Origin of the sequence: Bacillus sp. Root131, assembly GCF_001429475.1 — a bacterium.
In the GTDB taxonomy this organism is placed as follows: Bacteria; Bacillota; Bacilli; order Bacillales; family Bacillaceae_G; genus Bacillus_A; species Bacillus_A thuringiensis_S.
Map to the genome: position 1 here is coordinate 303,039 of NZ_LMJQ01000023.1, position 24,053 is coordinate 327,091.

Consider the following 24,053-nt stretch of genomic DNA (forward strand, 5'->3'; position numbering starts at 1 on the left):
TATGTCTGATAGTGTAATCTTAAAACCAAAAGAAACAATGGTTCAATTAAAGAAAGACCATGAAGTACTTGGTGAAGAAGACACATTATTTTGTGTATTAGGAACAGCTTTCAATATCAAAACTGATGAAAGTAATATTTTATTGGCTAAAATTGTAGAAAACGATGGTATAGCAGATATAAGTGAAGAATTCTTTACAGTAGAAGGGGTAGTGTGGTTAGAGAGCTATTTTGATATTGTACAGAACACAACATTTCTAGAACATCAAATAAAAAGCATAAGACGAAACACTGAAATGAAATATTCTAGACATGATGATTTTTATTAAACGGTAAGGAGAGATAGCTATGTTAGAAGATTTAGATGTATATCCATTTACAAAACTATTTAAACTAAAAGAAGACCACGAAGTACTAGGTCAATCAGGTACACTTTTCGTTGTTAGAGATACTGTAATCAGTCTAGAAACAGGTGTCTCTAATTTACTATTTGGTGAAGTAGTGGTAGAAGACGAAAGAGTAAGTGTTAGTTTCGGAAAATGTACAGTAGACAAAAGATTTGTTGAAACATTCTTCGATGTAGTAGAGGATGAAACATTTCACCAGTGCCAAGACAGAATAGAAAGTAACTAAATTAAATAAGAGGGGTAGGTGAACAAGATGTCAGAATCAGTAAACATCATACTTGAAGTTACTTTAATAAAACTAAAGGAAGAACATAGTATCTTAGGAGAAAAAGGTACAATTTATTGTGTTACAGACTCTATTAGTGATATAGACAGTGGTACAAGTAAGTATGTAATCAATACAATGTACTATGAAGATGGTCAACTAGAGATAGACAGTAGTTCTTTCTCTGTAAGTGAAGAAAAGTTAGAAGAGTTGTTTGAAATTATAAAAGAAAACTTAGATTGGTATGAAAATGAACTAAGAAAGCAATATCTCGAACAGTAAGGGTATTATTTTCTTATCAAGTAAAAGGAGAGATTCATATGCTAAACTTAGAAATCGCACATACATTACTACAATTAAAAGAAAACCATTCAAAACTAGGAAAAGAAGGTACAGTCTTTTCAGTAGTAGATTACGTATTAGATGTTCAAACTGACAATACAAAAGCTTTATTAGGTAAACCTGAGTATAACGAAGTATTAGAGCAAGTTTGGACGTTACCTGTATGTACAGTATCAGAAGATGAGATTGAAGAATTATTCGTAGTGATGGAAGAACCACTCCATGAGTACGAGAAGGGTTTGAAGAAGTAGTGAAATACGAATTAGTTACAAACGAAACATTATTTGAGGTCAAAGAAGACCATAAAGTGTTAGGGAAGTCAGGTACAATTTATTCTATTATAGACTTCCTACCTGATATAGAAACAGGTGAAACAAAACTAGTATTAGGTAAATCTGAGTTTGATACAGAACGAGGTCAAATGTGTACGCAATTATTTGGGGTAGTAGATAAGCTTCAAGTAGAAAACTTCTTTTATATTATAGAAGAAACGTATTCAAATTACATTTTAAAACTGTCTACATCATATAAAGATAATAAAGAGAGCCAAACTAAAAAAGAGAAGAAGGTTCTTTAAAAGAGATATATAGTAATTTTAGAGGTAACTTGGTATAGATTTCTGTATTTATACGAGTTACCTCAATCTATCAAGTAGAGTTAATCAAACAGAGAAAATAAATTCTAAACTTTCCAAACTTTTTCATAAACTCCATTGACTTTTTCTAAAATCAATGGTATAATAAGTACATAAGTTAAGGAAAGCAAGTAAGTTACAAAGTAAGCGTAACAGTGTTAGCACAGGATTACCATTTGTAACTACTAAGTATAATTCTTAATTTAGAAATGAGTGTTAAAACTATGGAAGATTTCGAGTTACATGTAAGAAAGATGGAATTTGTGTATAAAAAGCTGAAAAGTGTATTAGATAGAGATTCATTAGACTATTTAATGCAAGCAAGAGCATATTTTCATCAAGAACAGCGCATACTATTAGAAGAATTAGAGATATACAAGTGTACGCTACCTGAACTGTCAGAAGAAGAGAGAACGATATTTGAAGAAATGGGTTGTTTCTCTGAAAACGGGCATTTCATCTTAGAAGGTCGTTATCTGATTCCAGTTTATTCACCAAGCGGTAAACTCATTACTTTAATCGGTTGGTTTAATGATTACAAGAAATACATTACATTACCTACTAAATTCTTTTCGAAGAAGGTAGACTGGTTTAATATTGAAAACGCATTAGAACTATCCTTTAACGCCTATGACGGCTTAGTGTTTGCAGTAGAAGGTATCTTTGATGCTTACTCATTACGCTCTATTGGATTACCAGTAGTTGCAACAATGGGTGCAGACGTAAGTAAATCAAAAGGTGAACTATTAAAAATATTTAAAAAGGTAGTATCTATACCTGACAATGATAAAACAGGTAAGAAAGCTATTTATGACAGGTACAGACAATGGAATCTACCACACAACTCTACTTATTTAGATATCAGAGGGGTAGTTACATTAGGAGACGGTAAGTCATATCCTGTAAAAGACGTAGACCGCCTTGTAGCGTGGTTTCAAGTCGAAGGGGTAAGGGAAATGCTATTAGACGTAGCAAAATCAAATGACAAATACTACATCCTAAACTTGTAAAGGAATATCCATTTAATTGTAAAAGATTGTATAACTGTCAAATAAAATCAAACGTTTTTATAGAAGTAGATTTAATTTTATTTTAAATCATGAGTTAGGTTTCGCCTTAACTGGTAGATACAGAAAGGAAGAAACTCTCACATAAAACCAAGACTGATAAGGGTTTGATAGATTTCTAGCTACACTATACCCTTACTGGATTATAGTACATAACGTCATCCCTTATCAGACTGGTTATTAGATGAATAGCATAGATACATGGAGGTTAAACAAGATTTTCTTAATCTCTCTAAACTTTAACTTAAACTTATGTATTACAAAAGTTAACTTCCATGTATGTATGGTTTCATCTAAGCAAAACTGGTACATAAATGAATAGCATAGATACATGGAGGGCAGACTAGATTTACCTTTCTTATCTCTCAAAAACTTTAACTTATGTAAAAAGCTGTAACCTCCATGTATGTATGGTTTCATTTAATGCCACAAATGAAACATTGAAGTACAGAGCTTTATTCTGATAAACAGGCACTCTAATATGGTGGGGTTTTTCCCAAATCTTGATATATTAGGTTGCGTAACGGTAAAATAACTCGTACCGTTACAAAAGGAAAATACTTATTTAACCTTAATTCAGACTTGAATGAACACTCTTTAAGTTCAAGTCAATTGTTTGAAACTCATGACAGTCCTCCAAATATACTGTCACTACTCTTAGACGGCTAGGTCAATGAGACCTTTTGGCTTAGTCGTCAACCTTTTCTAAAATAAGAGTAACTTAGGTTTTAAATGATAAATGGTTAAGAAAATATAGGTAGTCTTAAATTTACATACAAAACATACTTTATAATACTATAGGAGAGATAAACTATTACATAAACTGATTTCTCAGCTTAATCTTTTCTCCTTTACAATAAAGAACGGTATTCTTTATCTCTCCTATAGTGTTATAAACTAAACTATCAAAATGCTATCAGTAAATCGGGGTAGTGTTAGTAACACATAAATTAAACTGATTACTTACAGAAGCAAATCCTACATTTACCTACCTTACTGACAGGGTACAGCCTTCTGAACTATAACATAGATACAAAAGACAGGTCACAATCTGATAGCATTGCTTTTGTAAGTATTCAGCTATGAAAGAAACAGTATAGAGTGTTTAAGTCTCGTATTTAAACATTGTATGGTGTCTCTAGACACTCATTTTGATATGATTCATTATTATTGCAGAGTTAGGGGCAATGGCAGTATGGGGATACCTATAATGCCCCTAACTCACTCCTTAAAATACTAGTTTCATAGTTTCATATAGTAGGTACATGTATTAAACGTCTATAGTATAAGAAAACCTTTAATACATGTAGGTGCTATATGGTAAGAGTATACACCAACTCCTTATTAATATAATACTAGTTCACTAATTAAACTGGATTTGCCGTCCTACTTAATTAGAAAACCGTTAAGGTTTTAGAAAAGCCAATCTAAAACCTTATGAAACGGTTCATACTATCATAGAGTATTAAAACTTATTTAATATTGTATGATGTTATGAAAACATCATTCCTAAGTAAAGAGTTATTCTTAATTGTTAGGGGAACGCCAGCCCCTAACAAGCTTCTAAACATCATAGAGTATTAAGCAAACAGTTTAGTATTGTATGATGTTGAGAAACATCGAGTCGTATGTTATCACGTTTACAATAGTCAAGTAGGTTTGTAAGTCACGCCAATGGTTTATAAACTAAGGTGGGGTAGAAAGGGTTCGGAAAAGCCCTTCCCACTTCTAATAAACTTAGTTTCACATTATCATAGACTACTTAATATAGCTATTGAGTAATGTATGATGTTGTGAAACATCTATCCAAACATAATTACTGAGGTAGTACTCCATGCTACCTCGACCCTTAAATAATAACATAGATACTTCAAAGGTAAACTTTGAGTCATGTATGGTGTTATTTAGGAAGATAGCACTAAGGTGTAAGGTAATAGTTTCGCATGGGTTGGTACGGTGGTTACTAGACCAGTTATCACTGTACTATATAAGAAAACAGCATAGAGGATTGAATAAACATTAATCTTGTATGGTGTCTTCTCATACTACTAACCTGTCCCGTGTTAGGTAGACACCAACTCCTTATATGATGTAGTAGTCGTATCGTGTTGGCAGTTTATAGGGGTATCTGAAAGGATGCCCTTGTAGACTACAATGGTAATAGCATAGAAGGTTTAGAAAGTGTAAACTTTGTATGGTGTTACTATACTTAAAAGTAATACTAACTTGGTGGATTTTTCATGAATTACAGTTGTTAGGGGTGTGGAAACCTCTAACAACACTCCTTATCTTAGGAAGAACAGCATAGAAGGTTTAATAAACATTGAATCTTGTATGGTGTCATTCCGCAAGATGACATCAACGTATACTTTTTTACTCTGTAATAGGAGATTGGAAACCTTCTATTATGTCCTTTCAGATTTTATATAAAATGTAATCGGTAGTTCTCACGAAGGGTACTTATTGGTGTAGAGAAACAGGGTCTTTGCACCAATATAGTATACCTTATATAAAACTAGCATAGATGGTTTAAATAACTTAAACCTTGTATGGTATTTTTAGAAATACCAATCTTTTTCATAATAAACCCTTAAAATTTATTTACCTTCAGCATTGTGGGGTAGCTACGACAGGTATTACTACCCTACAACTGTTAAAGGTTTGACAAAACCAAAATAGATAAGATACAAAACCTGTCTTATGTATTGTGCTTTTGTCCGAAGCACATATTTGATTCTTTATCATTTGTTGTTAATTTTTCATAAGTTGGTTATGCGTATTGACTGCACGATGCTCATAAACCACGTTGGAGGGGTAGGAGGTTGTAGCCCTATTCTTCCAACATTGTCTTTAAGCAGAATAGAGTTTCTTATATTAAACTGATAAGAATCTGTATTGTGTTTAAATAACACAAACATACAGCCTGATTAACTGTATGCGAGACATAGTTTTAATAAGGTTTTAGGTGTCTATTCCTAGACTGTCTAGTTTGAGTGTCCTTCCGAATCGGTTTTTTTAAAACTCTTCTAGGGATAGACGCCCCTCCAATAAAATAAAAAGTGGAGAAGGTTGTTGTAACAGAATGGAGTCTCTTGAACGTTTTCTAATAAGGAGGTTGCATTGTGTTATAATACTAAGTATGTCTTACGAGTCAAAGACATACCTCCGTAAAGTAAACATTCAACAATGGTTATAACACAAGATAGAATCGTCTAAACTAGTTAGGTGTTACCTCTCTACTTTTCCTAGCTAGTTTGGTTTTCTATAGTAAACAATATAACAGGATAGAGGAACGAAGTTTAAGAATTTCATTCGTTATTGTATCGTGTTATAAGCCTGTTAAACTAACTATGATATCCCCTTAAAAGATAAAATAGTAGAAGCACGAAACAGGCATATAGCAAACTTTATATAAAGTGCCTAGCAACACAAACATATTGTCAAAATAAAAGACTCAATATCCCCATATTCAGTCGAGGCACTTTATATAAAGTAACTACTTTAGTAGCATAGAATGTATAATCTTCAAACTTAGTAGATTATATACTGTATGGTATTAAGGTGGTAAGAGACCTTAATATCCCATTTTGTAATTTCCTTTGCTCTGTCTCTTTTACGTAAACACTCCTGTAAAGGTATAAGAGACAGAGGGGATTTATAAAACACCTAACAATCTTACGGACTAGGTTATTAGTGAGTAGTATTTTAAAATATAACAGCAAACTTGTTAGGTGTTTTATAAAACTTGCTTGACATTCAGAAAAACTTATGGTATAATAGAGTAGCGGATAAGAAAAAGATTCGATATTGTATTATATTATAAGCGTAGGCAAGCTGACAAACCTATATTATAATATAGAACCTTATAGATTATATAGCATGTAGCTTAGATTACCACACAAACATATTTCTTTCCAGTATACGTTTGCTTCTAAGTGAGGGGTATATTAAACATATAAGGTATTATACAACTTCCTGTCTTTGTTCTTTCTTACCTCTCTAGGGTATAGTCCAAACAGCCATCGAAGGCAGGAAACTTTGTATAGTATTCAATCATAGTAAGTGTGTTTTAAAAGTGCCTGATAAGGGGTATACTTTAAACTACAAAGGTATGATTGAATATACTAAAAGTCGAACGTTAGTGAGCGTTCAATCGTACCAAGCTACTTTTTCTCTGATAAGTGAATTAGGGGTAATTAAGGTGAAAATGTAAACAAGTAAAGTATCGAGTAAAAACCAATACATTACCAAAACATTAACAAATAGTGTCCTGAGGGATGCGCCCATTACAAAACCAATAACTTACCAATAACTTACCAATAACTTACCAAAACGTCTAAAGACGTACCCAAAAACTTATCGAAAAGAGGAAAATTAAACATGAACATTTCTAAATTAAAACCTATTCAATTAGAGTCAGAAGACCAATTTAAGGCGGTAGAGAACGCAGTTAAAACACAATCAATTAGTACATCTGTACCTCGTGTATTTGATGAAAACTTCCCTATCTTCCGATTTGAAGCGAACAACAAACATTTAGTTTACGTTCCTAACTTCTTTGAAGTTGATGAAGATGGAAACAAACAATTGGTTCGTGAAACTGCATATGTACACTCTGTAACGAATGGTCGTGCATTCTCTCAATACCGTTCAACTCAAGGGTTAAAAGGTCTAGAAGAATATGGTATCAGCGGTAACTCGCCATTAATGACGGCAACGCAGGAATGTTGGGAACTGTACAATATCAAGTACAAGAAAGTTGCTGAACAGTTAGGTGTAGACCCTAACGATGATAAAGGTGAAGTATTAAAACCTAAACGTATCGAACTATTGAATCAACGTGCAATTAAAGACCCTGATGTAAAATACTACTTCCCAATTGTAGTGTTCGAAACTGAGAAAGATGCTAAAACTGGTCTTAACTCATTCGACTGGATTACACATGAAGTAGAGGGTGTAGGAACGCTTCCTAAGTACAAAATCTTTTGGATGGAAGTTTCTGAAAACTCTTGGAAAAACATTTGGGCTAAACTTGCAGACTCAATGGATACAGGCGATTGCGTAGCAGGTAAACTATTATCACTAAACTACAACTTCACTGATGACCCATCAAAAGAGAAGAACTTACGTAGAGATAGTGGTAAAAACCTTCAAATCAACATTCGTCAAATTAAACCACAAGATGTAGAATTCTTTGCTTACTTAGACGAGCAAGCTAAAGATTGGACGAAGCAAAAGGCTCGTGACACTATCATTGCTTGTGCGTTATTAACTGACGAACAGCAACAAGAAATTGTAGATGAAGCTATGGCGGAAACTCGCTTAGAGTTAAACATGCTGAAAAATGTACAAGCAGGTTTAACTGGTGGTGCTACAAAGCAAATCGAAACAGAACAAAATAAATCACCGGAAGAACTATTAGGTGGTTTCGGTGGAGTAGCAACTGAAACAAAAACTGAGGAAAACTCAGGTGAAACTTCTGGTGCAGAAGGAATCACTTTTGGAGCAGAGTAGAGTATAAAACAAACTCCTAACATTATCATGAGAAACAAGTAGCTAAGAGAGACATGTGGTAGATACCATGTGTCTTTTCTTTATGTACAGGGAAATGAAGTCAAATAGGGGTAGGAAAGGTTATATCTTGTAGTAAACGATTTCATTTACAAAAGAACAAGTATATTTTATATCCAACCTATCTCTTTTATCATTGTCTATCCGATTGAAAAGAAACAAATCTAGAAATTTCATTACTTTTAGACAAAACAAGATAGTTAGAAGAACTCATACTTGACAATTACACAAACTTATGGTATAATAGAGTAGTAAGGATAATAAGGATACGTGTATACACAAGGCGTATCGTTGTAAAAGTAAGGTAGAATGTAGAAACTAAGGGTTAAGAAAGATAGCTATCCTTAAAACTAGAAAACGGTTTCTCATCGGTATTTCTTTTAAGTCGATTAGGGGTAGCGATTAAGAAAACGGTATAGGATAGAAGGAACGTCTTTATATTAGTATCACAATTTGTAAAAGAAATAGAAAGGGAAGGGAGAGTTTGAGTTACATATGAGTCATAGCAGACTAGTATCTGTAGAGTTAATTGATTTCATGGGGTATGAGTACGGAAGATTCGACTTTGATGAAACCGGCATTATTTCCTTGAAAGGGTATAACTCATCAGGTAAAACAACTGTATTACGTGCATTAGGTATTATAAATTTCAATATGTATCAACAAAAGCAAGCAAAACTAATCCGTCATGGTCAAAATAGGTTTATCATTAAAGAAACATTCAGTGATGGGGTAGTAATCACAAGAGAGAAGTATCTAAACGGTAAATCAGCTTATCATTTACATAAAGATGGAGAGTTATTCTTTAGTACAGTAATAGACGGTGTATATGTACAAGTAAACGAAGTACCTGAGTATATCGCTAAGTATTTAGACTTGATTGATGATGCAAAGTTAAACCTTCATTTCAGAAGGGGTAGAGATAAGCTTTTACTAATAGACACAACTGGTCGTGAAAACTACGAATTCCTGTCTAACGCACTAAAAGCCGAAGAGTTAACACAAGCAAGTTTACGATTAAAAACTGACCGTATGAAAGTTAAACAAGAGGTAACGGCTTTAGAACATCGAATTGAAAGTCACAGGGAATTAGTTACAAAGGATAAACTTATTACTCCTAGACTAGTAGATGCTTTAGAAACAGTTGATGAGTCCTTAGATACGAATATAGACAAGAAAGAACGATTAGAAGACATGGGTGAAGTCTTCCGAGTATTGTCTGAATTAAAACCTAGTATCGAATTAAAACCAATTGATACATCAAAGGTAACGGATTTATTAGCAATTAGTAAAGCAATTGAAGATTACAATTCAGTTACGGTAACTGTAAGTTTAACGAAAGTAAACTATGATAAAGTAATCGAGTTAGTTCAGTTAGTAGAAGCAATGGAAACATATAATAAGATACAACTACTACCAATGCTGAAAACAATTGATACATCTAAGGTATCTGAGTTACAAGTTTTACGTAGAGCCTTAAATGAATTGAAACAGATTGAAGAAGTAATGGCACAAGAAGAAGCGAAGAAACAAGAGAAGATGAATATGTTAGAGCAAGTACGTAACTGGTTAAATGAGCAAAACGTACAAGTATATCAATGTAAAGATTGTGGTAGTGTTCAGCCAGTATCAGAACAACATAAACATCATATCTAAACGGTAATCTTCCTATTATAATACAAGAAAGGGGTAAGTTGTTTGTTACGTATTAGCGGTATGAAAGCAATCGCCTTTGGTGACCCTCATGCAGATGATGTATTCCAAGGTAGACATATAAACTATTGGGAAAACTTCATGGAAGTAACTGATAGAATTTCAAGAATAGTAGAGTTAGAGAAACCTGATTTAGTTATCCTTGCAGGTGATTTAGTAGGGGTAAGACGTGGTAAATCTACAATTCAAGATAAAAACGCATTACTATATTTAGCAAAATGGTTAAAATCATTACCAAACGTAGTAGTATTACGAGGAAATCATGATTACAATGAAACTTCAGATTATGAGTTCTTATCTGAGTTAATGATATTCACATCAAGTAAGCAAACGGAGAATATGGTTGAGTTTACGCATCCAAATGCAGAAACACCATGCTTCTTCCATTTAGTAGACTATGGTCAAGAGAATGAAAAGATTGAAATTCAAGCAGACGCTTATAACATCGGAATCATGCATAATGAGTTCTATGTAGCAGGTCAAGAACAGCAGTTCCACGGAGAAGGAGCAATTGAACTATCATCAAAGAAAAACTTCTTTGGTTTAGATATGGTAGTCAGTGGTCACATCCACACTCCTACGAATGGTATGATAAACTTCTCATATCAAGATGGATTTGAGTCAGCATTTGCAAACTTAGGTTGTCCAACAAGACCTGGTCATGGTGAGTTATACGACCAAGTATGGTATATGGTTTGGGAGTATACAGAAATTGAAGGTACAAACATGACGGATATGAGATTTAGACAGCAACCATTCCATCTAAGACCTTATACTGAAATCTTTAGACCTGATAGTGATTTCATCGAAGATATAAAGAGTAAAGAGTTAATAGATGACTACACTGGTATTCAGAAGGGTAAACTAGAAGAGATTTTGAGTTCTTTAACAACTTCTAATATGGGTAGTGATGATTTCTTTAAACAAATAGATACATTACAAGTAGTTGCTACGCCTGAGTCAAGGGATATGGCAAAGAAATACTTGGAAATGGCATTAAACAAGTAGTTTAGAAACGAAAACAAATTAATCTAATCATATAAATAAAAGAGGGGTAGGAAAGATAAATGAGTATGACAGTAGAACAAGTGTTAGAAGAAGCACAAAAGTTAAACAAACAGGTAGCGGTGCATAACCAAAACAATTCGAAAAATGAAGGTATGCGAATGGCAAAGAAACAAGAAATTGTAAGGTTATTCGAAGCTTTCAATAAGAAACATGGTACACAATTAACACCTGATGATACAAAAGGTATCGAAACGGAATATCAAAATGCGGCTTATGGGGTATACAATGAGTCGAAACATCTAAAAGAAGTGTTAAAAGCAATTGAAGAAGGAGACATTCCACAAGTAATGGCTTTAACTGGGGTAGATGTATCACAAGACACATTAAACATCCCACGTATGCATGTAGATTTAGATGAGTTAGAGAAACAAGCTGGTAACTCACTTAAAATTCAACAAGAAGATACAAACCTTGTAACTGGTATTGTTGGAGATACAGAGCAAATTGTAGAAACAAATGAAGAAATCTTAGAAGTTACAGAGGATGAAGCAGAAGAACAGCAAGAAACTGATATGAAAGGGTTACAATCATTCTTCCAAGCGAAAGTTGCAGAAGGTGAAGCAAACCAACAAGCTACACAACTTAGTCAAGCAGTTGCAAACCAACAATCTACAATTCAAGTACCAAAGCAAGAAGTAGAACAAACTCCTGTTCAAGAAGTGAAAACAGCAGAAGCACCTAAATTTAACTTTGGAGCTGAAACAAAGAAAGAAGAGGTTCAAACACCTGTTCAAGAAGAAAAGAAAGCAAATGCACCAGTATTTAGTTTCGGAAATGTAACTGAAACACCTGTAAAGGAAGAAACACCAGTAGAGCCGAAGCAAGAAACGGTAGAGCAACCGAAACAAGAGTCTACAAGCGGAATTTCATTTGGGGTATCAGCAGATGAGGAAGTAAAACCAGTACAAACACCTAGTTTCGGACAAGCAATTGCTCAAAACAAAGAAGTAGTAAAAGATAAGGAAGCCCAACCAAGAAAAGGTATGATTTCTTTTAATATGCAACCAAAAGAAGGTCAAGAAGTAAAAATTCCAACTCCAAAACCAATCACAGGTGGAGCGAACTTAGAAGATGCATTAGCACAACAAGGTCAATCAATGCCTGTATTCAACATCGGAGCAGACATTGATATCGAAGAATAAGAATTATAAGTAGTCAAACACATAAAGGGTAGGCTTTATCTTTGTGGTAGAGTCTACAACCTTTCATATAAACAGATGAAATTCGACTGTAACTTCACAAAAAGTGAAGGAGTATAAGGAATATAGTAAATAAGTAGGTTAGGAGCAAGAAAATGAGATTAGAGATAGAGTTCGACAAGTTAATTAATGGGTTAACGTATGTAGGGAATGTGGCAAACTCACAATCAAGTTTAGAAGGAAACAAGGTAGTTATTTTCACAGTGACAGAAGATAACTTGACTATTTTTGGAGAGTCAGCAACGGTAGGAGCAATAACAGAGTTTGAGAAATCAGACTTCAATTACAGTTCTAAAAACACAGGTGATATGTTCAAAGTAAAAACAAAAGAGTTACTAAACTTCTTAAATACATTCACAATAGATAGAACGATGCCAACAAAGGTTACATTCGATTTAGTAGAAGGTACAAACGGTGGAGGTACATTAACGTTAACAGTACATGAAGAACCATTAGAAGGTCAGCCAAGTTACTTAGAAAATGATAGTCATTGGGTATTTGATACAACGCCAATTTCAAAGGCTACGTTAGAAAATATGAATATCCTAGACGGAGAACAGGTTGTCGCTTCTCCATTATTAAAGATATACATCGAAGCATTATTACCACTTCTAAATAATGCAGATGCAAACATGAATGATAGTAAAATAAACTTTGAAGAAAAATACGCATATGTATTTAGTAGTAAAACATTCGCTTTATTCCAAAACAAGTTACCTGAGTGTTTAAAAGGAATCGTATTGGGGTATGAAGGAATTGTATTACTGAAACAGCTTACTTCTGAATACGACCAAATACTAGTAAGTAAATACCGTGAAAAGGGTAAAATCTTTATCACCGCAGGTACAAACCGTATTTCTATTAAGTTTAACGAGAAGATGTTAGATTATAAACGTATGATGGAAACATTAACGGTGGATAACTACTTTACAGTTGACCGTAAGATGTTTACAAGTGTTATTAACCGTTTAACTCTTACAAAAGATAATACAACGATGTCATTAGACCTTGAAAACGAAGTATTAGCATTACGCTCTAAGAAGTTCTCACAAAACATTCCAATCTCAAACTACAGTGGAGCAGATTTAAAAGACTTCAATATCAATGTAGTAACAGGGGTATTAAAGGACTCGGTTTTAGGTGATGATGCTCAATACTCGGATGATTTAGTTATTCGTGTAACAAGGTCTTCTACAGCTTGGACGGTTACATTTACAGACCCTTCTAATATGTGGTTATGTGTATTCCGTACATTAGCGAAGAAGTAATAGAAGAAACAAGTAGGTCTTAGGGGTAACATTCTAAGACCTTTCTTCAAAACAGTGATTGGGTTGTCATTGTTAATATGTTTGGATACGTAAACAAGTGGAAAGAAGTTAAGAATCTATAAGGGGTAGATAATAATGAGTAAACAAGAACTGACAAATCAAGTGGAGTTTTCAAAGGATTATAGTAAGAAGTCACAAGCAATTAAACTTACAACATCTAAGCAAGTAACGTATTATTTTAAAACATTAACGAAAATGACAGGAAATTTCTTATTCGGTAAAACGTTAGATAACGAAAAAAGACGTGTAATTGCAGGTTCAATCGCAAAAGTAGAAGTCGTAGAAGTAATTTAAATAGTAGAAAGAGGTAGTTAGAATGAGAGACAAGAATGGAAATACAGTAGAACTAGGTAATACAATTAGGTTTGACGAAGACCATTTCGGGGTAGGAAGAGAAAGAACGGTTGTAACTCGTTTTGATGGTGAATTAGGTTTTGAAGCTTACCCAAACAAGTCTAAAGAAGTAATTGGACTGAAACATTGGCAAGATGAATTTGAAATTGTAAGCTAACTAAATAGGTAACATATACAGACGGTACTTGACAAAAGTACCATTTTATGGTATAATAAGGTATAAAGTTAAAGAGATAAGGGGAGATAAGTATGTTACAAAATGGAGAACTACAAGTAAGTGAGTTAGAATCGTATAAAAACTATGGGGAAAATAATCAAGTTTTAAGCATTCAAACATATGTAGATAGTTTCTTTACAACAAAATTAGAAAACGTAAGTGAACATAAAATAGAGTTTAGAAACTTAAAGGGTGAATTAGAAAGAGTTGGTGTTAGCGCAATTAGTTCATTAAGACTTTATAAATGCGCTACTTTAGAGCAGTACGGTATTGAATATGCAAAAGATTATACAGAAACAGGTCAGTACATAAGTATAACTGGAATAGGTAATCAAATAACCAAGGTTAAAAGAGTAATATCTGTAGATGGGTTATATTTCTATGTAGAAAAGCTAGACGGTGGAGAAGAGAAAGTCAATCGTATTGATGTAAAGGTAATGGAACTTGCACCTATTGAGCAAGAAGATATTGAAAAACTACTTAAAACTGTAAAAGCACTAAAAGAGTTAGAAACACATAAAAATTATTATGAAGACGAAAATAAAGTTATCAAGTTAGTAAACTCAAAAGGAATATTTTATTTAACTACAATTTTTGATGTTTCGCCTAAAACAAACTCTGTGTATGGTAAAGACATAGAGCATAGGCATTTAAACATAAGTTCTCCATTCGATGAAGTAAAATTATTACACCTAAAACCATTAGAAGATTACGGTGTAATGCCTTTAGAAAACTACTATAATAATGATAAAATCCTAAAGGTTACATTATCAAACGGAGATACAGAATACTTAAAAGATATTCAAACAATTACGATTGCTTACTACTACGCAACTTCATTTGACAGTGAAACAAAGACAATCAAGAGAGAAGATGTTGTAAACATTGAGATTTTAGATATGATAGATGGGGTAATTCAAGAAGATACTAATACATCTAGACCAACTACATTAAAAAGTATGCTACAAGAAAAACCTATTCAAACGGCTAAAGATTATTCCTTAGACAGTCGATTAGTTAAAGTAACTACAGATGCATCAGAAATGTACTTTAAATTCATTGATAACGTAGATGAAAAAGATGTAGTATTACGAGGTATGGGAGAAGACGACAGACCTTATGTAATACCTTACTACAGAATCTTAGACATAGAAGTTGTACCTAAGGTTCTAGAAAATGTTGAATCAAACGATGATGGACTTAAATTAGGTGAAATTGAAGTAGGTAAACATTATGGTTTAGAAGACAAGGTTATTAACATTGTAACGGAAGATGGTGACTACCTTGTCTATGGTGTATCAGAAATAGAAGGAGACTCTATGTACTGTATGACTACAGATTATGATAACATTGAGATTCCATTACGAGACGTTAGACATGTAGCTATGCACACAAGATACAATTTAGAAAAGTGGGGTATTGTACCTTCTTTAGATTATAGTACAGAAAACATGTATGTAAAAGTTACATTTAATAATGGTGAAACAGTAGTAGCAGACAGTGTAAGTCATATAGATGTTATCTATTATAGACTTCTAGATGCCGTTGGTAAACCAGTTAAAGTAAGTTGTGAAAACGTGAGAAATATGGAAGTACATGAAAGAGGAAACCATATGCCTGTATCAAAAGGAATTAAGTTATTAATGGTAGGTAATGTAAAAATAGGTACAGACTATAGTGAAGAAGAGAAAGAAATTATAGTTAAAACAAGCAATGTAAAGCATATATTTAAACTTTGTGTAGGAGTATCAACAGGTAATGAATCTATCGCCTTTTTGAACCATGAAGATATAAGGAAAGATGTACCTGTTAGTGATATTTTAAAAGTATACTTAAAGGATATCAAAACAACAGGATTAAAAGCTATTCCTTTAAATTTGAATTCTGAACCAAGTACAGAAAAAGAAGAAACTCCACATGAAGATGACTTTGATGTAAGTGACTTATTTAATTTAACAGACGATGTATTTGAATACTATGGGGTAGAAGAAGGTAAAGACTACCGTAAAGAAAGTAAATTACTACAAGTAAAGTTAGAAGACAATGTATTAGTCTTTGCAAACCTAGAGTCAGATATGGAAGGTTGGGTTGCAGGTAGACAGTTTGGTAGTATTACAACGAGTGTACCTGTTAGTAAGATTAAAGATATCAAAGTTGTAGACATTGCTGATTTGATGTAACGTTGTAAACTAGTAAAACAATACAGTCCGTTTGGGTTAAGCTGATTAAAGAACGAACATTCTTAATCCAAACGTAATCTTATAAGTAATTAAGTGAAGAAACTATTAGGAGTGATAGTAAGTGAGTCAGTTTTCAAATGTAATTGCAAATTTAAGGTATAAAGCAACAGCAAAGAAAGAACTAGAGGATAAAATACTAGAACTACGTGAGTTATATGTAAAGAAGTATAATGAGTATGAAACAATGTTACGAGCGCAACAGATTCTAGCTACTTTATCCGATAGTAACTCAAAAAGAATCTTGGGGTATATTCAAAGTATCATTAATAAAGCTTTACGAACGATGTTTCCAAATGAAACGTATAATATCATTGTAGAGAAGAAATTATACAGTAATACAAACACACATATCACAATCACTTTAACAGAAGTTACACCAACAGGTGAACATTATCCATTAGACTTTAGTTTACAAAGTGGAGACGGTATGAGTCAAGTTGTTAGTTTCTTATTTAGCTTATGTTTAATGAAGATTCGAGAAGCAAGACCGATTGTAATCTTAGACGAAGTATTAAAAGGTTTCCACCCTGATGCATTACCAATTGTACGAAACATTATTGAAATCTTTGCAAAAGGTGGATTCCAGTTTGTGTTAGTAGAGTATGACTTCCATGAATTAGGGAAAGAATACCTAGTTACGAAGAAGAACGGAATTTCTGTGATGAGTATCCTAGATAGAGAATCAGACATTCAATTCAATGAAGTAGTAGAGAAAGTAGACCGATTTACGTCAGCACAAGAAAACGTAAGGGAAGCATTATCAAAGTCTTCTAGCTAAAGTAAATACAAGTAGAAAAAGAAACCATTGTTGATAGACTGCAATGGTTTTTTCATTCGGAAATATAGAAGTAGGTATATGGAGGAAATTCTTATAAAGTAGCTTCCTGTACTACATAAACAGTGATACAAGGAAAGAACAGATAAGATAAATAAAAGAAATAGTTTCTATTTGATATTAAGAAAACAAGGGAGTGAAACGTAGGTGTCAACTCAACCAAAACAGAGTCAAAAGGATAAGAACTCGTTATATAACCTCGTTTGGTCGAAGCTAACAAGGGGTGTAACTGAGAAGTTAAGTAGTAATGAGTCGTTTATGATTGATAAATGGTCGCCTAACAACCTAAGACGGCTTATTGTGAGTCCCGAAGGGGTATTATTCCAACTGTTTATTACAGAAGGAACATTCCACAAGAAGAGGGTAGACATAGTACCATTTGAAGTCAGTGAAAATACAAACTCAGCATTACAAACGGGGTATCCAATCACTTCTGTATTATACCGAAACCGTGTATTTTCGAGTGTAGAGGAAGTTATTGTTATACCAAGAAGTCCACTAACTTACTATTCCTTAAATCCAGTAGAAGTTAGGAGATTAGACTCAAAAGCTTCATCATTAAAACGATTAGCAAACGTTATAATTATTACAGATGTTATATCGTTCAAAGATTTTGTTCAGAAAAACATAGAAGCTTTAGAAGACCCGTATACATTGCTAACAGAGAATCCGAAAGCAAATTTAGGAAACCACAAAGCGATAAAATACGTAAAAGATTGGTATAAGCATACAAGTTTAAGACCGCAATACTACTCTCTTGATGAAACAGATAAAAGACTTCATAAATACTTCAAGGATGTTCGTGAAAAATGTAGTAACAAGCGTCCTACACCATTGTCTGTACAAGAAAAGGTAGCCAAAGAAGAAAAAGAAGAGAAACCGAATGAAACGGTAGAAATTGATACGTTAACTTCTTACTTAGTTTTATCTAGGGGTATTCAAATGGGCTTAGTAAACAGAGATAACCCTAGAATGCAAATGTTAAAACCATTCTTATCTGAAGTGAAAAACCAACCAAATGAAAAATTCAATGTAGACAAAGGTTCTAGATTTGCTAAAAGACTAGACACTTTAGGGTATTATAGTGAAACAGGTTCAGCAGATGCTTCTAAGTTAAGAGAAGTTTTATTTGTAGATACAGTACTAACCGCTAGAAAGACGATACGAGCAGTAGAACAAAGGTATCCTTTATGGGGTAGTCATTTGATTGAAGTAACAAGAAATCTCTTACCTTCAAACGGGGCAGTTACAAATGAAAAGGCGCAACAGTTACGTGAACTAGTTGGATTTGAATATCGAAATGAAATAGATACAGAAATAGTCTTTTCAAATGTATTTGTAACAGCAGAGCAGGTAGAGAGGTTGCAAAGGGGTATCAAATTAGATGCAGAAGAGTTAGAGGACTTAAAACGTCTTATTCTATTTGATGTAGGTCTAACAGAGGATACACCACATGTAGACTTACTAATTCTTCATGATTTGTACATCTACTGTAATAACATACCTCACAGACAGTACAATTCAGCTTTGAAACATGAAAATTCAGATATCAAAGGGTATGTAACAAACCAATCTATTGCAGAGAGAATCTGTTTTGTATTACAAGATGAGATTGAAGAAGAATTGGATACTATCGTAGAAGAAATACAAGACGAGCAACTAGAAAATGATGGACCAATTGAAGATGAAGTAAACGAGGAAGAAGAAAACGAAGAAAATACAGAAGATGACCACCAATGGGATTTATGTGGACAATATGTTTCAAGTTTAAACGAGGTAGAGCATAAAGCAGTTTGGAAAACTTTATCCTCTGAACTTCAATCTGAATTACAAGGGTTTATGAATTGTAATCCGAGAAACAGAAAAGAAGAAGTTGTATCCTTTATTGTAGACTTAATTAACAGATACGAATACGGTGGGGTAAATAAAGCAGGTACAATGGCACATAGTATAAACGTACTATATCGAAGAGGTATAATTACAAAAGGTACTCGATTAGGTTGCAAAGGGTATAAAACAAACCGATTTGCAAACCGTCTTTTCGATAGTGAGAAAGAAATAGACGAAGAGTATTCTAGGTATATGTATCTATTAAAACGCTTATATGAACGGTAAAGGAGGGTAATCGTAGTGAGTCAAACAGAAACAGTCGAACAAAACATGAAAGAATTAATGGTAGAGTGTACAACAAAGTTAAAAGAACTGTCAGAAAGTAAATACAATGAGCAAATAGAGAAAGTAAATGAAATTCTAGAAGAATTACTCGTATTTGACCATGAAGACGAAGAATATGAAATGGTAGACTTCTTAACTCATGCTACTGTATGTGCATATTACAATTTGTTTGGTAAAGATATAGCAGTAGACCGAAATCGTGAGTTTGGTTGCGAAGGGGTAGAAGATGCGATTTCCTGTTTGCATGAGATTGGTGGTTTATCTAAAACCCAACAAGAAGAGGTAGAACGAGTAGGTGTAAACTTACTTGCAAATATTAGACAAACAGATTCCGGTTCTTATACACAACAAGGATATCTAGACCAAGATGTACAAGTTATGTATTCTCTTTTATTTCCTCAAACAGAAGAGAAATCGGATTTAGAGGAAGAAATTGATAAGAACCCTTTCATTCAGAAATCAGTAAACCGTGTCATAGACAGTATACTAGATGTCTATAAAAAGGTATTAGCAGGTGGTTTCGAGATTGAACAATACTTTGGGGTGTCTACATTAGACCAGACTAGAGGGGTTGCTCGTGTAACAGGTGGAGAAGGAAAAGGGTATGAATCTGTATCTCTACAAATCTTATCTCACATGTTAGCAGAGGAATACAAGGTAGACGTATCTCGTGAGCGACAATTCAATGTAGAAGAAATGTTAAACTCACAAACACCTATCTATTATCCTATGAAAATCATGGAATATGTATATGGAACAGTCTCAACGATGAATATCAGAGAATATGTATATGAAAAATATGCAGGTGGTAGTGGTTGGGATAACTACGCTGAAAACTACATCAGACCGAATCTACGTCATTTCCTTAATAAAGGGGTAAAGTTGATTGTAGAACGAGAAGGGTTAGTAGAAGACGGTAAAATTCAATTTAAAGATGTTGTAAAAGATACAGAACTGATAAAAGCAGGGCTAGAGCGTATTTCACGTTCTATGGTAACAATGGCAATTATACCTGAACTTGAGTCTTCACCAAGCAGTAATTATGAAGACTGGGCAAGTATTAAAATTCGTATGGTTGAATCTACGGATGCCAAACTCCCAACAAACCAAAAGATAATGGAGAATATTATCAATGGAATCATGGATGGGGTAGGAAACGTAGGTGGTGGAGAGTATAACATTTCACCTGAGACAAGAACAAAAGGTGGGTCATTTGATGTAGTCGAATATGTACATACATTTGATGCAAAGATGGCAAACATTAGACCTTTATTTGCCTATCAAGTATTGGATTCCTTGCAGGAGAAGGGCGAAACAGTAGACTGGTCAAACATTGTATTAGGTAAAGGAACAGATGGAACTACAGTTACTTCTAAAGCAGGAAGTAAGGTAGACTTCACAAAACAGCTTGTTCACAATATTATAGCAGGTTCTCGAAGTGGTAAAGGGGTAATGACTCTTAACATTCTATCAACGGCTATTGCAAGTGAACGTCCAGTATTTTACTTAGACCGTAAACCTGATATGGCGGCACTATTCGCTGATTACGTAGGGGTAGACAATGGTACGCCAAACATGTTTATCGTAAGTGGTTCAGCGTATTCAGATAGCTTTGATATCAATGGCGTATTAAATTACGATGCAATGTCTAGTAAGTGGAGACCGAGAGTACCTGAGTGGTGGGATATCAATTCCTATAAAGACGAGTTAGGTGACATCGTGTATTACAGAGCCATCATCTTTACACTAGGTTTACTTTTACTAAGACTATATGCAAGTGGTTCGAATAAAGAGTTATTTGATGCGTTAGGTGGTCCAAACGGAATAGCAGTCGTACTAGATGAGTTTACGAACTTCCAAACTAACTTCTCATCTAAAAAGATAAATCCTCGTGGTACAAACGGATTTTTCAGTAAGAGTATGCTATTAAGTAAAGCAACTCTACAGGAATTAGAGAAGGCGAAAGATGTATTGGAAGACTTCCCTTCAATGGACGGATTAAAGTCTAATGAGAAAGCAAAGGTAAGGGAAGCACAAAACTTAATTAAAGAAATACAAGACCCGAAACGAGCATACTGTACGGATATGTTAGATAATTTAGACCGTACAATCCTAAAGTTAAACGATGCGAAAAATGCAGGTTTCAAGAATGCAGAAGAAGTGATGTCTGATATCTTTGTAATTGGTCAAAATGTTCGTATCAACCCGCTTCCAAATGGTGAACTGATATTCCCACGAAATCAAGGGAAAGCAGGAGGGTTAAACGCAAGTAAAGACTATAATGACACATGCGTAATCAGTACTTTCTTATATAACTTTAGTACAGATTGGTTCTTAGGGTATAATGCAGACTACCCACAATACATGTTAGCCAATAAACCTGATTCACCTTCTAAATCAAGATTAACACAAGAAGCTAGAAACTTTGTATATTACAAGGGTTCTCGTGATGCGGTAATGGGGAACATGCAAGTAAGTACATTGAAATCAGATGCAACATTCTTCAAGCCTTACTTAATCTTAAATAATGCAAAAGAGCCAAAACCATTAAGTAATGACCCAGCGACTCGTAAAGCACAATGTACAACACCTGAGTTTCAGTATGTCGGTGGGGTAATCATGTTAACGGGTAAAGAGTGGGATAAGATACGTAAACAGAACGTAGACCCTAAAACAGATGAATTAAGACCTGAGATTGGATTCTTTGACTACTTAACCGCAATGGCACAAGGTAGTGGGAAGCAATTAGACCCTAGAAGTTCCTTAATGAAATCGAAAACAATTGCAGACATGGTTGTTCATCAAATGGGGTATGAGGGCGATTATCTAGACTTCTTAATGGATTTAAGACCAGAATGGAATTTCTCGGCTCAATGTTTAGTAGATGCATTTGCTGACCCTGAGACATTTAAGAGTGGTAAGAATCGTATGGCTACATATCTTGAACTGTTTGGAAATGAATCAAAACAAGCAGGAGATATAGATGGTAGTGAAGAGGAAGAGTTTGAAGTTGGAAATGAGCAAGAACTAGCAACAAGCAATTCTTCTACTGTAATCGCACCAAACTTAGATGTTGATAATCGTAATGTGAATCATGAAGAAGATGAAGACGCTGATAAACATGAAGAAGACCATGAAGATAAGCATGAAGAGGTAGATATCGGTACGGATATGTATAAAGGTACACCTCAAACGGTTTATACAGGTGAAGAACCACAAATGATGCCGGGCATGGACGATATACCACAACCACAAACTCGTGCTGAAAAGTATGGAAACACGTATAATCCAAACCAAAGTCAAGTGAATGCTCAAGGTGGAATAGATGACCCATTTAATACGCCATTACAAACTGGTACGTATATGAATCCACAAGAGGTTCAATCATTCAACTCTATGAATGAAATACCTACAGACGTATTAATGCGTGAATTAGAGAAAAGATTCCCTAATTTAGACAGCGAAGAAAAAGTAATGGAACCTTATAATTCAGAGGTCTATGGTAATGTGTCAGCTTACAACTTAAATGGTCAAACGAGAGAATTACGTTATATGAAGCAACGCCTAGAAGTTGAGAGAATGAATAATCAAGCAAGAGACGAAGAAGAATATTACACAAACTACTTTGACTTCTGTGAGCGTATTTCAAAAGACATTGTAAAATCATTTGGTGGCTACGATGGGGTAGAATCTTTAGTTGTTCGAGACGGTAGTTTAATCATAAACAATCAAAAGTACAGTAAGAAGATTGATGATGCAACACTACAAGGATTACCAGTAGACAAGATACAACAAATCCATAACGCCAATTACGCTCATGTGTTCAATTTCGCTCATATAACAAAGATGAAACGATTAGCACACATGAGTATTGATAGTAAAGACTTTGCTTTCATGAAAGTAAGACAGGATTTAGGTATTAGAGGTGAATTTAGTGCAGTAACTATATTTAAAAATGTAGAGAACCTGTATTACTTATCTATAGGAAACCAAAAGTTCGAAAGAAACACGTTAGAAGAAGATATAGCACGTAGTTCAAACTTCTTCCGAAGTGCAAGAAAAAGAGAACTTATCGCTAATGATATGGAAAACTGGGGAAGTCGCTCTGTAAACAAGAGTTGGGATTCTACAAAGAACATGTATAAGCGTAAAGGTTGGGGCTATAAACTAGGTGGAACCGCTATGTTAGGTGCAACTGTAGTAGGTGGAGCAATGGTACTTGGTATGAAGGGTGCTAGAAACTTCGGAAGAGGATTAAAAGATTTATTTAAAGCGTAATTTCATAGCGAAACAAAGGAGGGTACATGTTGATTTTGAGCATGTGCCTTTTCTTATGTGTATATAATAGGAACAAAGTGGTGTACAAGCCGAACAAAGCAGGTTAAGAAAAGTAAGGTGTGTTTAGCCAATTTAGGGGTAGATTTCATTTAAAGGGTTTTACAGCTTCATATAGGAGAGATTTTGAATTTCCGCCTATTTGTATATTTTTCTAGAGAAGTCCTTTCTATGGAAGCGTGAGAGGGCTTAAAATGGAAAGGATAAGAGATTGCTAGATTCAGAGGGAAGAGAAGCATAATTGTAGGGTGAGAATGCATATGTTGAACCAACCTCGCATTCAACATGTGCATTACACAATACT

The 24,053-nt window shown here is 34.1% G+C and carries 17 protein-coding genes; all 17 read left to right on the forward strand.

The annotated features are described in order from the left end of the window. Position 1: 1 nt before the first annotated feature. The 17 genes from ASE54_RS26280 to ASE54_RS26360 all read left to right on the forward strand — a co-directional run bounded on the left by ASE54_RS26280 (position 2) and on the right by ASE54_RS26360 (position 23,692). A complete protein-coding gene (locus ASE54_RS26280; protein ID WP_001285365.1) occupies positions 2-328 on the forward strand; it encodes a hypothetical protein in 327 nt (108 codons plus the stop codon). Between the two features lie 19 nt (positions 329-347). Beyond that, positions 348-632 carry a hypothetical protein gene (locus ASE54_RS26285; protein ID WP_000888635.1) on the forward strand — a complete coding sequence of 95 codons (285 nt, stop codon included), beginning with the start codon at positions 348-350 and terminating at the stop codon, positions 630-632. 27 nt (positions 633-659) lie between these two features. Continuing rightward, positions 660-953: a hypothetical protein gene (locus ASE54_RS26290; RefSeq protein ID WP_000004646.1), complete on the forward strand. Its 294-nt coding sequence runs from the start codon at positions 660-662 to the stop codon at positions 951-953. Positions 954-991: 38 nt separating this feature from the next. Further along, entirely contained in the window at positions 992-1,264 is a 273-nt protein-coding gene (locus tag ASE54_RS26295) for a hypothetical protein (protein ID WP_000933189.1), read from the forward strand. Next, positions 1,264-1,590, forward strand: coding sequence for a hypothetical protein (locus tag ASE54_RS26300; RefSeq protein WP_000873053.1), 327 nt, complete (start codon positions 1,264-1,266; stop codon positions 1,588-1,590). Before ASE54_RS26295 ends, ASE54_RS26300 begins: the two co-directional genes overlap by 1 nt. Before the next feature lie 281 nt (positions 1,591-1,871). Beyond that, complete coding sequence (locus ASE54_RS26305; protein WP_000389279.1) at positions 1,872-2,657, forward strand: toprim domain-containing protein; 786 nt, start codon at positions 1,872-1,874, stop codon at positions 2,655-2,657. A gap of 4,437 nt (positions 2,658-7,094) precedes the next feature. Next, entirely contained in the window at positions 7,095-8,228 is a 1,134-nt protein-coding gene (locus ASE54_RS26310; protein WP_001027108.1) for a hypothetical protein, read from the forward strand. A 552-nt stretch (positions 8,229-8,780) separates the two neighbouring features. After that, entirely contained in the window at positions 8,781-9,941 is a 1,161-nt protein-coding gene (locus ASE54_RS26315; RefSeq protein WP_000019806.1) for a hypothetical protein, read from the forward strand. Positions 9,942-9,983: 42 nt separating this feature from the next. Beyond that, entirely contained in the window at positions 9,984-11,006 is a 1,023-nt protein-coding gene (locus tag ASE54_RS26320) for a metallophosphoesterase (protein ID WP_000944509.1), read from the forward strand. 59 nt (positions 11,007-11,065) lie between these two features. After that, positions 11,066-12,208, forward strand: coding sequence for a hypothetical protein (locus ASE54_RS26325; protein WP_003299001.1), 1,143 nt, complete (start codon positions 11,066-11,068; stop codon positions 12,206-12,208). A 152-nt stretch (positions 12,209-12,360) separates the two neighbouring features. After that, complete coding sequence (locus ASE54_RS26330; RefSeq protein ID WP_001235269.1) at positions 12,361-13,533, forward strand: hypothetical protein; 1,173 nt, start codon at positions 12,361-12,363, stop codon at positions 13,531-13,533. Positions 13,534-13,668: 135 nt separating this feature from the next. Continuing rightward, positions 13,669-13,887: a hypothetical protein gene (locus ASE54_RS26335; protein ID WP_000043133.1), complete on the forward strand. Its 219-nt coding sequence runs from the start codon at positions 13,669-13,671 to the stop codon at positions 13,885-13,887. Between the two features lie 22 nt (positions 13,888-13,909). Further along, entirely contained in the window at positions 13,910-14,104 is a 195-nt protein-coding gene (locus ASE54_RS26340) for a hypothetical protein (RefSeq protein WP_001205120.1), read from the forward strand. Between the two features lie 92 nt (positions 14,105-14,196). Then, positions 14,197-16,344, forward strand: a complete 2,148-nt coding sequence (locus ASE54_RS26345) for a hypothetical protein (RefSeq protein ID WP_000939983.1) — start codon at positions 14,197-14,199, stop codon at positions 16,342-16,344. Between the two features lie 121 nt (positions 16,345-16,465). After that, positions 16,466-17,182, forward strand: coding sequence for an AAA family ATPase (locus ASE54_RS26350; RefSeq protein WP_000077416.1), 717 nt, complete (start codon positions 16,466-16,468; stop codon positions 17,180-17,182). A 204-nt stretch (positions 17,183-17,386) separates the two neighbouring features. Further along, positions 17,387-19,354: a hypothetical protein gene (locus ASE54_RS26355; protein WP_000107257.1), complete on the forward strand. Its 1,968-nt coding sequence runs from the start codon at positions 17,387-17,389 to the stop codon at positions 19,352-19,354. A gap of 15 nt (positions 19,355-19,369) precedes the next feature. After that, positions 19,370-23,692 (forward strand): hypothetical protein, encoded by a 4,323-nt coding sequence (locus tag ASE54_RS26360; protein WP_000083855.1) that lies wholly within the window; start codon positions 19,370-19,372, stop codon positions 23,690-23,692. Positions 23,693-24,053: the final 361 nt, after the last annotated feature.

What these genes read in the sequence shown, in the direction of transcription:
- ASE54_RS26280 (WP_001285365.1), top strand. Translation starts at nt 2, where the DNA reads ATGTCTGATAGTGTAATCTTAAAACCAAAAGAAACAATGGTTCAATTA.
- ASE54_RS26285 (WP_000888635.1), top strand. Translation starts at nt 348, where the DNA reads ATGTTAGAAGATTTAGATGTATATCCATTTACAAAACTATTTAAACTA.
- ASE54_RS26290 (WP_000004646.1), top strand. Translation starts at nt 660, where the DNA reads ATGTCAGAATCAGTAAACATCATACTTGAAGTTACTTTAATAAAACTA.
- ASE54_RS26295 (WP_000933189.1), top strand. Translation starts at nt 992, where the DNA reads ATGCTAAACTTAGAAATCGCACATACATTACTACAATTAAAAGAAAAC.
- ASE54_RS26305 (WP_000389279.1), top strand. Translation starts at nt 1,872, where the DNA reads ATGGAAGATTTCGAGTTACATGTAAGAAAGATGGAATTTGTGTATAAA.
- ASE54_RS26310 (WP_001027108.1), top strand. Translation starts at nt 7,095, where the DNA reads ATGAACATTTCTAAATTAAAACCTATTCAATTAGAGTCAGAAGACCAA.
- ASE54_RS26315 (WP_000019806.1), top strand. Translation starts at nt 8,781, where the DNA reads ATGAGTCATAGCAGACTAGTATCTGTAGAGTTAATTGATTTCATGGGG.
- ASE54_RS26325 (WP_003299001.1), top strand. Translation starts at nt 11,066, where the DNA reads ATGAGTATGACAGTAGAACAAGTGTTAGAAGAAGCACAAAAGTTAAAC.
- ASE54_RS26330 (WP_001235269.1), top strand. Translation starts at nt 12,361, where the DNA reads ATGAGATTAGAGATAGAGTTCGACAAGTTAATTAATGGGTTAACGTAT.
- ASE54_RS26335 (WP_000043133.1), top strand. Translation starts at nt 13,669, where the DNA reads ATGAGTAAACAAGAACTGACAAATCAAGTGGAGTTTTCAAAGGATTAT.
- ASE54_RS26340 (WP_001205120.1), top strand. Translation starts at nt 13,910, where the DNA reads ATGAGAGACAAGAATGGAAATACAGTAGAACTAGGTAATACAATTAGG.
- ASE54_RS26345 (WP_000939983.1), top strand. Translation starts at nt 14,197, where the DNA reads ATGTTACAAAATGGAGAACTACAAGTAAGTGAGTTAGAATCGTATAAA.